The following is a 13,577-nucleotide window of genomic DNA, read 5'->3' as shown; positions in this document are numbered from 1 at the left end:
TTATCGATAATCTGTAAACGATATTTTTCTATTCCATAACGCTTTAAAAGCTTCACACTGTTCTATTAAATCATCAAACTTCCCTTCCCCAACAATTGACCCTTGATCCACTACCAGTATCTTATCAACGTCTTTTATAAAATTAAGCCTGTGGGCCACAATGATGATAGTTTTGTCCTTAAATTCATTTAAAATCGTCTCCATAAGACTTTGCTCAGTGATATTATCAAGCGCTGACACAGGCTCATCCAGAATTAGAATATTTCTTTTTTGGGCAATGATTCTGGCAAAGGCTAATCGCTGTCTTTCGCCTCCTGATAATTTGAGACCTTTTTCGCCCACCAAAGTATCTAAGCGATCCGGCAAATGGCTTACTTTTTCCTGCAAATGAACTTTTTCTAGAATCTCATATAGCTCTTCATCCGACAGAGTATCCTCATCAAATACAATATTATCCCTTATCGTAGCATCAAAAATCGGCGTATCTTGGGATAGATAGGAAATATGATCATAGTAGCTATTCAAACGAATCTCATCGATATCCTTACCGTCCAGTAAGAGTTCACCTTCGCCCTTTTTTAATAACCCCACAATCAATTTAATCAGCGTAGATTTCCCGCCTCCACTTAATCCGACAATAGCAACAGAAGTTCCTCGCGTAAGCGAAAAAGACAGGTTGTTCAGTATCTGCACATTCCCATAAGTAAAGGACACCTCCCTAAACTCAATATTGCCTTGGAGCTCAGTGATGGCTTCTCCGGATTCCAAGTTCTTATCTTCTGGGGCAGCAATAAATTCCTCGAATCTTCTGTAGGTCACTTTATTCAGTCTGTAATCTACAAATAAAACATTAAAGATGGCAACTGGGGTATAAATTTTATCGATGAACATAAACAATGCGACCACAATACCAAGGGAGGTCTCGCCTGCGACAATGCTTTTCACACCATAAATCAGGACAACAACTTTAATGATCGTGACAAATAACTCGAATATAGCAAAAAAAGCTTCATGGATCATTTTTAGCTGAGCATTTTTATGAATGATAGTGCGTGCAGTCTGGCTTAATTTATCGATCTCTTTCTCATATCTCTTGTTGGTTCTAAAGACGACCAATTCCATAAACCCGCGGATAGAGAATCTGGACATCTTTTCTTGCTCTTGGAGAATGGTAGCCTTCATGGCATACAGAAATTTCAACAACAGATTTGTTATCAGAAAGACAACCACGTAGCCAGCTGCAATCACTAACATGATCCTTAGATCATAGAAGCTGATAAAGACTAGACTGAATAGAAGAGTAGGTAACAACTCATGTAATGTTTTGAGAAAAAAAGAAAAAATAATGCTGTTTCCAGCCGCTGCCCCGTTCTCGATCACCTTAATCATCTGCCCTGTTCCCATATCCTGATACGCTTGATAATCCATTTTTGATATTTTGGACAGTGCAATAATCTTTAACCGCTCCGTGATGCTGTTCGATAAAAACACACTCGGGTATTCGTCTATATAATTCAGGATCGCCACCCCAGCTAGCAGAAACCCATACACCATAATTAATGTGGATATTTCACCAAAACTGTTGATTACCGTGGCCTTATCTAATATTTTTTGAAAGACAACAACCCCTAAACTACTTAACAGCTGAATGGCAAAACCCAATAAAATATAACCACATACCCACCACTTTAGATGAGCTAGACTCTTTTTTAACATATCATTTATCCCCTCTTTTAATTGAATGCAAAAAAGCCAGGCGCCTCTATCCCACTGTAAAAAACCATCCACAAATAAACGGTTCTCTAAGTTAAATAGGTTAAGTGCCTGGCTCTACAAAAATAGCTGCCTATGGCACCGTTCAAAGCTCTAGTTAGTTGTAATCAAAAGGGTAGACTCCCCCCTTGATAGCTGGTACGCGTTTCACCCAGCCCGATAACTAGTTCCTTGTAACGGTACGGAAAGACATCCATTTCACCTCAATTAAAAGAATTGACCCTATTATAATTCTGTAAGCCTTTTTATTCAAGAATTACGTTTAACGATACGTAGTCCGGCCACTTGGCCAACCTTATGTCCTTCATGAGAAGCAAACTTGATCGTAACTGCTGATTTGCCGCTCGTGATCGGCTGCGGGAGTTCATAGCGAATCGTCTCCAGCTTATTCATCTCCTCAGACTCAAGAGTGCCTACACCAAGTTGCTCCCCATCCGCCAAAATATCAAATGCCAGCGAAGTATCGTTCGACTTCAGATACGTGACCACCAGATCCACTTGCTCATCCGGCAAAACTTCCATCGTGAAGGAGAACCAGCCATTGATCCAGCTGTCCCGATACTTGCGATTGTGGATTTTACCTAAGCCTACAAATTCACCTGTGAAATTATGATCGCGTTCAGGCTGCATTTCAGCAGGTTGTACCGAATCGACAGTTAACTGCTCAAGCAGCAAGTTATTCTCCACGGCTTCGCGATATTCAGCCTCTGCCAGCTTCCACTCTTCCGGTGTGAATAAATCCCAATACACGGAATAACGATGATCATGCATAGGGTAGAACGGACGAAGCTCATGATCCCCTGTATACCCTAAACCTTTCATCCGGAACACATTTTTGCTCACATTAGATTGGATGAGGTTGTCCGTCAGTGTGTCCCGATCTCCGATTAATACGGAAGCAAGGGCGCGATCGCTATTGGCCTCTGCATTTATAGGCCCAAAATCACCTGCCAGCACAAGTGGCCCGTAAAGGAATGCAACTCGGTTCGGATTATCCGGCATCGTCTCGATTCTCACCGACATCGGAATATCGTATTCGACAACGTCTCCATCCTGCCATTCTCTATCCAAAGTAAAGTAGTTAGATTTGCCTACATTTACTTGAACATCTTCACCATTTACGCTAACACTCATCCCTTGCTCAGCCCAGTAAGGATATCTTAGCTTTAATGTGAATTTCGTTGACTGTGCTGCACTGATCCGCAGTACACCTTGTCCCTCTGCCGGGAACTTGGTCTCTTGCTGCAAGCTAATGCCTTGCTCTTTCCAAGCCACTGTAGAAGGTACGTACTGATTGACATAAAGCTCATCTGCACTATGGAAGTATATCGCCGAGCCATACATAGAATGGCTTTCCATTCCCGAACCTACACAACACGTAAAGCTTTCGAACTGCGAATTAAACGATTTATGTCCACCCATCTCGAGAGATACGAAGTAACATACCCGGCCATCTACCGGCTCCTGAGAGGCTAAGATGTGATTATACATCGCACGTTCGTAGTAATCCGCATACGCTGCATACGCATCCCATTGGAACATATGCTTAGTCAGCTTCAGCATGTTGTACGTGTTGCATGTCTCACAGGAACCTTCACCCAATCGATCATTTAACTTATCCGGTTCACCAAAATGCTCATTATAGCTGTTGCCGCCGATCACATAAGAATGATGATTCACGACCCGATCCCAGAAGAAGCGGGAAATACCTGCATAATGCTCCTGCCCAGTTACCTCATATTGTCTAGCAGCTCCGATGATTTTTGGAATCTGTGTATTAGCATGTCTTCCAGCTAGGGTATCTTTTTCTACGGCCAGATCATTAAGCACTTCCCCATGATAAAAGCTTTCCGCTAACGCGAGGAAACGATCTTCTCCGGAATCCTCTGCCAAATCCGTCAGCGCTTCATTCATGCCGCCAAACTCACAACGCAGCACCTCTTGGATCTGATCTTTACTCAGCCCTGCAAAAATATCCTCAAGCCACAGCCCCAGCTTCGTTTCAATAACGAGCGCCTTCTGATTGCCGGCCAATCGATAAGCATCGCGAAGACCTGCAAACAGCTTATGCATCGTGTAAAGCGGCACCCAACCTCCGTTGAGGTCAAAGCCCTGTGAGCGAATGTCGCCTGCCTTCACTTCCTCAAATAACTCCTTGCCACGAGGAATGCCGGAAATAAAGCCATTGCCATGCGCATCCTGACATTGCTCTAATTCATCTACTACATAATTCACGCGTTGTAGCAGCTCTTCATTTCCCGTAGAGGCATACATTAACGCACATCCAGAAATAAAATGGCCTAACGTATGGCCGCTAATACCCTGAGATTCCCAGCCCTCGTAGTGAGCAGCCTTAGGCTCTAAGCCAGCATATTCGCGAAAACGCGACAGAAGCCGATCTGCCTCAAGCTTAAGTAAATAATCAGTATTTAACTCCATCGCATGGAGAAGTGGACCTGAATCAATTCGTACGTTCTGTAGATCAAAAGCTTGCGTCTTCAATGAAATCGCTCCCTCGCAATCTTGTCAGGGTTAGATGACAAGTGTATATTTGTATCCATAAGATAACACCGGAACGTTGATTTGTCGGTAGATCAGTCGTACAAATAGTGGACAAACCCGACTTATTGATTGCTAGGAGGACCGCATGACCTACTTAAAAATAAATGCAGATGTACCTGTTCATTTTACAGCGGCAGGTGAATTTATCTCAGAAACACCATGGAAGCATGTGGAGCGTGTTATGGGGAACTACGAACTAATCATTGGCGTGAACGAAACGGTATATTTGAGTGAGGAGAACAAACAATTTGAAGTAGGTCCTGACGAAGCTTTTCTGCTCATGCCTAATCGCACACATGTCGGCTATAGAGAGTCACGACCCGGGGTTAAGTTTTATTGGTTTCATTTCGAACTGACAACCGAGGGGTTATTACTGAGTGAGGAGGAAATGAAGCCTGAGGCAGAAGAAATCTTTTCGCGCACACAGCGCTTATGGTCCGTACATGATCTATATCTGCCCCAAATCATAAAAATCGAACATAGTGACCGGATTCATATTCTGGCGAATCAAATCCTTCATGTGGCCAACTCGGGGTATTTAACCTATTCCAGCGTTAATTATTTGCTGACCTCGCTTTTAATTGAGCTGTCTGAGCATGCACTTCAGCCGTTCGCCAGTAAGCTGATCCGCGCACAGCAAGATGTCACCTTCGTCAAAATAGCTGAGTGGACAAGGATACATGCAAGCGAACCGCTTACCGTGGCCATCATCGCGGATAAATTCAATTACAACAAGGACTATCTAGCTCGGCTATTTAAACAGCATACCTCCATGGGGCCATTAGAATATATCCATTCAGTACGTGTGACTAAAGCGAAGGAGCTACTAACCAGAACCGCATTAAGCGTGAGGGACATCGCGACAGAGACGGGGTTCACCGACGATAAATATTTCATGCGCCTCTTCCGAAAATACGAAAACATGACACCCACCCAATATCGTAACGCTTATCATAAGACGTTTATGAATAATGACTGAAGTAAAGCCACCCCTAAATATGGAGTGGCTTCTTGTTTGGGTATTGTCTATTGGATAGAATGAACTTCACACCAATTACGTAGGAATTGCAGATTAGTATTGAAGTAATGATCGTTTTGCCACCCGCAACTCCAAACCTGTGCGTTCCCTGTGTGCAGACCCATCAACCATATCTCCCGGATAGCAACAAATATAGGGATTGCCTTTAAATCGTTCTCAGATAATACTTTATGCTTTTGGTATGAGTTCAGGAAAACAGTCCATTGTTCATTGTCAAAATGCTCTCGTTCTTTCCCTCTAACCCTTGACCACAGAAACACGGAAACATCATAGGCCCTCCAGCCAAAACCTCCGCAATCAAAGTCGAAATGAGTCAGGGTATCCTCGTAGAAATGTACGTTCGCTCCATGAAGATCACCATGACATGCCCCCCAATCCAGCTCTGATGAGATTTCAGCTATGCTATTTGCCAATACTTCCGACAAAGATTCTAGATAATCGATATCCTCTTGCCTGTGGGATAAAGGCTTGCGAATCGATTGAAGCGGTTCTTGAAGCAGATGATCCAGATTAAGCGTAAATCTTTGCTGCCCACATTCGAAATCATCCATAGCCAGATGCATCTTAGCCACTTGTTCACCGTATAATTCACAGCTAGCTTTTTCATCGGAATAATTGCCTTTTGCAAAAGTAAACAGAACTGCGTAACGTGTTCCTTCAGGAGCCTCCAGCTCAATTAGGTAACCACCATCCTTGCTGATTATCGGAGCCGATACAGGGATATTCTTCTTATTTAAGTGATTCAATAACTCCACTTCAAAATCAATCTCATGTTTATTTCGCCAATGAGCTTTATAGATCCTAAGAATGTATTTATCAATAGAGGTCTTTAGTAAATAGGTATCATTAAGTCCGTTCTCATAAAAACTACACTCCAGAACATCCCCGATTTCATAAAGATCATTAATTACGGGTACTATGGCATGGGAAGAAATTACGGAATGATACACCGGCAGTTTCAGCATATAAATCACCCTTCAACGTTAATTACTACTCACTATTTATTTTCACGTTTGGCCCGTATAAAGGCGAGGGATTTATTAAATATAGCTAAACTTTCCGCATCGTTAATTTAATTGCTCTATAATGTTCTGCTTCGATATTGATCGTCTAACAAACTGAACCATACCAGTCTGGACAAGTAAAATAACCAAGAAATACAGGAAAATAGCACTCCAAGGGAATTGGTATTGAATGTAGGAAAGCCCCCCCATATTCCCTGCACTCTTACTTATCATGTATCCCATTAGATTGCCCGTAAAAAGAGCCATCGTAAAGCTTCCAACCACTAAAAATCCTGTTTCATAGGTTAACATAGCCATTAATTGTTTTCGGCTCATTCCTATGGCTTGCATAAGGCCTAGCTCCCCTTTTCTTGCAGAAATAGTGGTGATTATGGTGTTCAAGAGATTGATCATACTGAATACTGCTATAAAAACCATAAAACTATACACTGAAATAGTAATAGTTCTAAAAGCAATTCTATTGGATTCCACAACTTCGGAATAAGACAATAATTTGAGTGTATCCTCATTGAGAATCACACCCTCTAACTCACTCTTTATTGACTCTTCATTCGATTTATCCATAGTAATAACTTCGTAGCTCTTATTGCTATTAAAAGGGGCTACAGTTTGCATTACTTTGGGTGGAAGATAAAATGAAGTTCCTGAATTCTTATCCGTAATATCTCCAATGATCTCAAAATCATGTTTGGCCTTCTCCTGATCATTAGCAATTATGAATGAAATATGATCACCGACAGCGTAATGAGCCCCGTAATAATCTAAGTCACTACTGGCGCTGTTAAGGAGAATGTAGGATGCATCCGACGAATCAACATCTGGGATCTTCCCCTCAGCCAAATGACTACTCCATCTTTCGTTGTTTAACGTAGGGATATTCTCAATACTGACTATCGCGGCCTCGTCATCCGTTTTTATTCCTTCGATAGCAGCTTCAATATACTGATGTTCTATTACGTCCTCAACTTCATTTATAGCTAGGATTTTATTTTTTAAAGAAGTAGATAGTTGCCCTTCCGTCTGAAGATCACTTAATGAGGTTGTTTCAGAATACAACTCATTATTAATTTGAATATCAAACCGACCATGATTCGGAAAATATTTCTCTGCTTTTGAGATTGGATCGACCGAGTTTAACAATGTCCCCAAGGAAACAAATAGCGTTCCGCTTAAAAAAAGAGACAGCAAAGTTAACACCGTCTTTTTCCTGCTTCTTGATAAGTTCAATGCAGCTAAAGAAAATGGTGTGAGTCTTTTCGAGTTTCTTTTCTCCTTTTTTGTATTAACATCGGCATCTACATGTCTAATCGCCGTTATAGGAGAGATTCTTGATGCGAATTTAGATGGTGCGTTTAATGAAGCTCTAACTGTTACTTTGGTGAGCAAACCGGCTAAAAAGGCAAGTGAAAAACTTGGAACTGCATTCCAGTGAAAGCCACTTAAAATCCAGCTCATTAAACATCCTAAGATAACTCCAATAGGGATATATTTTCTTGAAAGATTTTTCCCTTCATATAGAACTAGCTGTTTTATCTGCTTTTTTGTTGCACCGATTGCTCTAAGTTGTCCGTATTGTTTAATTCGCTTAGTAATTGAAATATAAAAGATATTGTAGATAACTAGCCAACAAGCCAGTGCGATGATCAGCATGATAGACAGGATGGATATCACAGTGCTTCCTGACAGATTATTACTGTCCACATTTACATTATTGATCTGAATATTTCTCTCAGAGATACCCATTCGCTGCCCTATTTCTTTGATTTTTGACTTCAGTTCCTCGTTGGAATAACTGCTGCTGTTGTTGATGCTAATTGCCGCGGAGAAATCCTCTTTGGAAATAAATGGATCTGCCTCAACGAACGCGCTTGATACCAGAGCATTGTAGCCGATTCGATTCTCGTTACCTGATGCGGTTGTTTGCAGAATTCCAGAAATCACAAATTGGCTGGTTTGAAATTCTTTGCTGGCATTGTTTCTAAATTGCAAAGAAATAGAATCGCCAAGCCCCAGGCTTCGATCATCGGATAACTGAAAGTCTTTTTCTATTGCAATTTCATTTTCTTTTGTAGGGAACTTCCCCAGAACGATATTGGCATTTGATAAATCCATCATGGCTTGATCCGTGTAGAGAATGGACAATAGGCGTTCCTCTTTTTTCTCTCTGCCTATTTCCTTATAGAGTCCGATTTTATTAATTCCCTCTATTTCTTTCAATCGTGAGATTTCATTGTTATTGAGATTATAGAATAAAGCCTGGAAATTCGACTCATGTTGTAGGTTAGTAAAAGAATTATAACCAAAGGTCATTACAACAGTTAATAAAAACGCAGCTAAAGCTATCACACTGCCTACAAAGTAATTTTTGGTTTTTTCCGCTTTTAAATTTGCTTTTGCAATTCTTATCATTGCTGTTTTATTCTGTATGGACATTGATACATCATCCTCCTATCGTATAACGAATATTCCTCCCTTTGCATCATCAAGTGAATACTTTCACTATTTATTCTATAGATAATATTCTCCAACAAAGATCAATCACCCTTTAAATAGATGATATATACTATATTTACTATTCATATAATATATGGATACAACAAAAAAGACTTCCCCCTCTGGAGCGTTTGAGTATCTCCAAATTAGCGGAAGTCTTTTTATGCTCAATATGCCTTGTGTAGCAAACATTTAGATTAATAAATTACGCCTCGGCACTTCTCTCCTGAAGCGCACCGACCAACGGATTCCACCGCCAGCGCGGAGTCAATCCTTGCAGATGTACACCTCCAAACCACTCATCGCTGCCATTCTTCTGCACCCAGTCTTCGTTTCCAGCTATTACACTCTTACCTAGCTCTGTTAATACAAGCTCACAGTCTTTAAATTGCATTACTGAATCGTTATAAACAGGGAACTCATTGCATCCATGGGTTTGTAGCAAAGGGTACGTGCCTTGTACCATCTTTCTTAGGATATGCCAATATTGCAAGTCGCCCATTCCCAAGATATGAAGCTTATCACCCACATTTTTGAACAGCTCATAGGGTGATTTTATTCCCTCACGGATCATCTCCAGCGTGATTTGTTCTACGATGCCAAGTCCGTTTGTAGTAGAAGGAAAGCGCGATAAATGCGCCCGGAAGACGTCATGTGCAAAGGGTAACGCCGATGTATCTGTAGTTAATCGTTGTTGCAGCAATTCTGGATTCGGTGATACATAGGCTTCCCAGAGTGCTTGACCTGCTTCTAATTCTTTGGCTCCGATTAGCTTCCATGTGCCTGATAATGTTTCCATCTGCTCTATAGAAAGTTGTCCAAGTCCTCGAAATAACTTTATTCCCGGATACTCTCCAATGCATAGTAAGCTTAGCTTGGTGGTTAACATTTTCTGCTTCGAGAACCAATGGAGTAAATAACTGAGCATCGTCTGATCGAAAAGGTCATGCTCGAACCATAACACCACTTCTTCATATTTATGGAAATCAGCTAAAATCTTCTCTTGCCTCTCACTATTGGCGATAAATTCCCTCTGCGGAATCCCCATCGTTTGTTCCAAATATTGCGCTCGAACAGCGCGGTTATCTCCATCGGCAGGATCCAAAAATACCGGCCCATGCGAATATACCTCTCTCCACACTAGTACATCACCTTTCACGATTCCTTGCCGCAGCTTCTCTCCCACTACATCTCCATTTACAATGTGAAGCACAGCTTTTCCCCCTTCGTACAAATGGTTGAATACGGAAAGAACATCTGCCACAGGCAATGCACCTTTCAGCTTGCGGCGGGCATCAAAAAGTCGCTTCTTCAATACCGAAACCGAAGTCCCCAGAAAGTCAGCAATCTCTTGTAGTGAGTAGCCTTGAAAATAATATAATTGAACGGCAATCCGCATATTGGACGTTAATGCAGCTATAGACTCGTGAACCAGCCGTTGGGTTTCCTTTTTCTCAATAATATCTGCTATAGAAAATGAAGATTCTGTCGCTTGCGCAGCTTCATCGTAGGGTAATGCAGGATGCTGCTTTCTTCGCAAGATGCGATAACATTGCCGCACCACAATAGCTTTAAACCAGCCCGGGAATGCCTCTACTGCTCGTAATTTATTCAAATGCAAAAAGGCTTCTGTGAAAGCTTCCTGCACAGCATCTTCCGCTAATTGATAGTCACGCAGCTTTTCGAACGCAACTGCATTGGCCATCGGTGTAAAGTGCTTAACAATCTGTTCAAAAGCTTGTCGGTCTCCTTGTTTAGCCTCTTCGATATACTGAAGCATCTGTCCTCCGCTCCCTTCTTCCGTATTATATACAAGTGCCAATGAAGTTCCTAAAGGTTACGGATGGGATTGAAAAGTCAGACGTTATTTATTTTTTCCTATTACATCCTTTGCAACCTCTAGAGCTGAAGAGGCTCGCGGCCAACCTACATAAAAAGAAAGGTGGGTGATGGCCTCCACGATTTCTTCAAGTTGTAAGCCGTTCTCTAAAGCCAAGTGCAGATGATAGGGGAGTTGTTCCGTCATGCCCCCCATCACCAAGGCAGAAATCGTAATCATGCTACGATCCCGAAGTGATAATTGCTCACGTCTCCATAAGTCCCCAAATAACACATTTTCCGAGTAGTCGACGAATGCCGGAGCGAACTCCCCTAACGATTCCCGTACATTTGTGACGATTTTCTGATGCGCCATATTACACCTCCCTAACCGGAGGTTGTAGCATTTGAGCAACACCGTTACCAAACGACCAATCTTCGAATTCCGTATCGACGAGCACAATGAATATATCTTCTTTTCTGATGTTTAGCGTCATCGATAATTCCTCGGCTAGCCTCGCGTAAAAGCTTTTCTTCTGTTCCGTTGATCTTCCGGATTTTAGCGTAACTTGGATATATATCAGTCCGTCGCTTCGTTCAATATTTAAATAATCTTTACTATAAAAAAATTCCCCCGCTTTATGCGCATGAAAAACCTGAAACATATCATCCTCCGGTACATGGAAATGCTGAATTAACGCGCTCATAATCGCTCTGCATATTCCTTCTAGCTGATGAATGTCGTATTGTTGCTCCAGATAACTGACTCTAATGAATGGCATTTTAATTCACTCCTTCTTTGGAATTCTTTTATTGTACTCTCAGTATTTTGATTTATATAATTGAATAAGATAATAATCTTAATCAATTATACCGATAGAGGTGACAATCGATGGATCTAAAAGAACTGATGGCTTTTAAGACCATTCTTCAAGAAGGCACTTTCTCACGCGCTGCAGAGAAGTTGAATTATGCACAGTCTACTATTACCAACCAAATTCAACGACTTGAAAAAGAACTGGGCATACAACTCTTTCACAGAGGCTGGGAAGTAGAACTGACAAGTGCTGGGCAAGTTTTTGCAGGGGAAATCGATAACCTTATTCAACATTGGAACTATGTAACAGAACTCACCAAAGCTTTACAGCATGACGAAATTGGTACACTTCATATCGGAAGCATTGAATCCATGATGGAATCCGTCCTACCGAACGCCTTGCGAAAGTTTCAGGAGCAAAAAACAAAGATGGCATGTAACTTCATTCAGGGTAACACTGATTCCCTCTCACAACTTGTTCTACAAAGAGAACTGGATTTCGCCATCTGCGGTGAGCCGTCCGACCTGTCTTTCTTTTATTTCGAACCGCTTTATCACGAGAAAATCGCTTTTATAGTAGATGAAAATCATCCTTTAAACGGACGAGACGAGATTTCATTTCGAGAAATTCTTGAATATCCAATTATAGCTGGAGGACGCACTTGCTTATATTACCTTCGGTTAGCTAAGCAATTTTCGAGATTCGAATCAAAGCCCACTTTATCCACCATAAGCCAAATTTCTGCTATTCCTCATTTTGTAAGAAAGAACCCTGGGGTGGGGGTAGTGCTTGATTCGACAGCTTTAATGACAGATATCGTAAAAATAGATGTTGAACTAAGCGAGCCGTTCATTCAAGTGGGTATATTACAGCAGCGCAACCGAGAATATCTAGCAACATCATCTAAAAAACTAATCCTACAAATCATAAAAAAAGAAATTGAGAGGATTAGTAACGCTAATCCTACGCTCCACATTTGAACCTCAAGCTAGTTCCATATATGATAGCTTTATCATCGTTATCAGGGGAGGATTCATAGCAGTGGCAGTATTAATCAATGAACAAATCAGAGCATCCGAAGTAGTCCTTACAGGACTTAGGGGTGAAAAGCTGGGGATCGTCTCCCGGGAAGAGGCGCTGGCCATGGCCAGATCAGCGGGAGCTGATCTGGTATGCACCTCGCTAATGAGCAGCCCACCGCCCTGCAGCCTAACTGCAAAGGGCAAAGCAAAAGCGGCCGCGCAGAAAGAAGCAGCCTCAGCACGCAAGGCCAGTGGGGGCTCAGCTGCAAAGGGCGGCAGCAAGGAGAAGGTCAAAGAGCTCCGCTTCACTGCTCATATTGAAGAGCATGACTACGATACGAAGCTCCGTCAGGCCGAGAAGCATCTACGCTCCGGCAAGCCGGTGCAATTAGTTGTCAAAGCTTCCGGTGCGAAGGAAGCTGCTGCCTCCAAGGCCGTATTGGAACGACTAGTGACTGACTTGAAGGAAGTTGGAACGAAGGAAACTGGCATACAGACAGGCGGCAAAGGTTCACAGGTGAAATTAAATCCACGGTGAAGAGTGGAATTTCAGATAATTTAGGCTCAAAACCAAAATTAGTGGACCATTTCATGAAAATGCTGCTGCTATCTGCAAATGTAGCTTTATTGCGAGCAGAATTCAGAATTGCGTTCGGACACCACAGCCCTTATTCGTAACTATTTCGCTGTTCTGGGATGCTAACGGACTTCAGAGACTTTATATCACTAAAATAGCACGATATTCCCTCCATTTATGGAAAATAAGATCTCTCGAGTCCGCAACTTCCTCCAAAAGGCTTAAAATGTACAAATAGCTGCCTCTAAGTCCGTTAGCACAATAGCAAGTGGAAATCAGGAACTGGGCAAGGGGCATGATTCTTATATGCAAGCAAAAGCGCCTTCGGTGCCCCTAAAGGACGGTAAGCGCTTATGCGAGAAATAGAAGGATAATGTATCGTGCCAAACTTATACTTTCTTGTATTATTAAAAAAGGCCATCCTCTACAGGATGGCCTTTCACTTCATAG

At 41.9% G+C, this 13,577-nt stretch carries 10 protein-coding genes; 3 read left to right on the top strand and 7 right to left on the bottom strand.

Annotated elements, in window-relative coordinates:
• Together MKY54_RS02030 and MKY54_RS02025 are read right to left on the bottom strand one after the other, a co-directional pair.
• Entirely contained in the window at nucleotides 1-1,716 is a 1,716-nt protein-coding gene (locus MKY54_RS02030; RefSeq protein ID WP_339189286.1) for an ABC transporter ATP-binding protein, read from the bottom strand.
• Nucleotides 1,717-2,022: 306 nt separating this feature from the next.
• On the bottom strand, nucleotides 2,023-4,275 hold the full coding sequence (locus MKY54_RS02025; protein ID WP_339189285.1) for a beta-L-arabinofuranosidase domain-containing protein: 2,253 nt from the start codon (nucleotides 4,273-4,275) through the stop codon (nucleotides 2,023-2,025).
• A 145-nt stretch (nucleotides 4,276-4,420) separates the two neighbouring features.
• On the opposite strand from MKY54_RS02025, the gene MKY54_RS02020 reads away from it, so the two are divergent.
• Complete coding sequence (locus tag MKY54_RS02020) at nucleotides 4,421-5,314, top strand: AraC family transcriptional regulator (RefSeq protein ID WP_076124617.1); 894 nt, start codon at nucleotides 4,421-4,423, stop codon at nucleotides 5,312-5,314.
• A 47-nt stretch (nucleotides 5,315-5,361) separates the two neighbouring features.
• On the opposite strand, the gene MKY54_RS02015 is transcribed toward MKY54_RS02020, so the two are convergent.
• The 5 genes from MKY54_RS02015 to MKY54_RS01995 form a co-directional block, all read right to left on the bottom strand.
• On the bottom strand, nucleotides 5,362-6,339 hold the full coding sequence (locus MKY54_RS02015) for a phosphotransferase (protein WP_248549122.1): 978 nt from the start codon (nucleotides 6,337-6,339) through the stop codon (nucleotides 5,362-5,364).
• 102 nt (nucleotides 6,340-6,441) lie between these two features.
• Entirely contained in the window at nucleotides 6,442-8,832 is a 2,391-nt protein-coding gene (locus MKY54_RS02010) for an ABC transporter permease (RefSeq protein ID WP_339189283.1), read from the bottom strand.
• A 265-nt stretch (nucleotides 8,833-9,097) separates the two neighbouring features.
• A complete protein-coding gene (locus tag MKY54_RS02005; RefSeq protein ID WP_339189281.1) occupies nucleotides 9,098-10,714 on the bottom strand; it encodes a sigma-70 family RNA polymerase sigma factor in 1,617 nt (538 codons plus the stop codon).
• A gap of 42 nt (nucleotides 10,715-10,756) precedes the next feature.
• On the bottom strand, nucleotides 10,757-11,086 hold the full coding sequence (locus MKY54_RS02000) for a carboxymuconolactone decarboxylase family protein (protein WP_076124622.1): 330 nt from the start codon (nucleotides 11,084-11,086) through the stop codon (nucleotides 10,757-10,759).
• Nucleotide 11,087: 1 nt separating this feature from the next.
• On the bottom strand, nucleotides 11,088-11,492 hold the full coding sequence (locus MKY54_RS01995) for a tautomerase family protein (protein ID WP_076185657.1): 405 nt from the start codon (nucleotides 11,490-11,492) through the stop codon (nucleotides 11,088-11,090).
• A gap of 110 nt (nucleotides 11,493-11,602) precedes the next feature.
• Between MKY54_RS01995 and MKY54_RS01990 the strand changes: the two genes are divergently transcribed.
• Both MKY54_RS01990 and infC read left to right on the top strand, forming a co-directional pair.
• The gene (locus tag MKY54_RS01990; protein ID WP_076185655.1) at nucleotides 11,603-12,508 is read left to right on the top strand and encodes a LysR family transcriptional regulator; all 906 of its coding nucleotides are present in this window, start codon (nucleotides 11,603-11,605) and stop codon (nucleotides 12,506-12,508) included.
• A gap of 61 nt (nucleotides 12,509-12,569) precedes the next feature.
• Nucleotides 12,570-13,088: a translation initiation factor IF-3 gene (gene infC, locus MKY54_RS01985; RefSeq protein ID WP_076124627.1), complete on the top strand. Its 519-nt coding sequence runs from the start codon at nucleotides 12,570-12,572 to the stop codon at nucleotides 13,086-13,088.
• The last annotated feature ends 489 nt before the right edge of the window (nucleotides 13,089-13,577 follow it).

Source organism: Paenibacillus sp. FSL P2-0121 (assembly GCF_037975345.1).
GTDB lineage: Bacteria > Bacillota > Bacilli > Paenibacillales > Paenibacillaceae > Paenibacillus_AQ > Paenibacillus_AQ odorifer.
This window is presented reverse-complemented; position numbering and strand designations above follow the sequence as displayed.

Coding starts and splice junctions, on each gene's coding strand:
- MKY54_RS02000 (WP_076124622.1), bottom strand. CDS start 11,086: ATGGCGCATCAGAAAATCGTCACAAATGTACGGGAATCGTTAGGGGAG.
- MKY54_RS01995 (WP_076185657.1), bottom strand. CDS start 11,492: ATGCCATTCATTAGAGTCAGTTATCTGGAGCAACAATACGACATTCAT.
- MKY54_RS01990 (WP_076185655.1), top strand. CDS start 11,603: ATGGATCTAAAAGAACTGATGGCTTTTAAGACCATTCTTCAAGAAGGC.
- MKY54_RS02010 (WP_339189283.1), bottom strand. CDS start 8,832: ATGTCCATACAGAATAAAACAGCAATGATAAGAATTGCAAAAGCAAAT.
- MKY54_RS02015 (WP_248549122.1), bottom strand. CDS start 6,339: ATGCTGAAACTGCCGGTGTATCATTCCGTAATTTCTTCCCATGCCATA.
- MKY54_RS02020 (WP_076124617.1), top strand. CDS start 4,421: ATGACCTACTTAAAAATAAATGCAGATGTACCTGTTCATTTTACAGCG.
- MKY54_RS02030 (WP_339189286.1), bottom strand. CDS start 1,716: ATGTTAAAAAAGAGTCTAGCTCATCTAAAGTGGTGGGTATGTGGTTAT.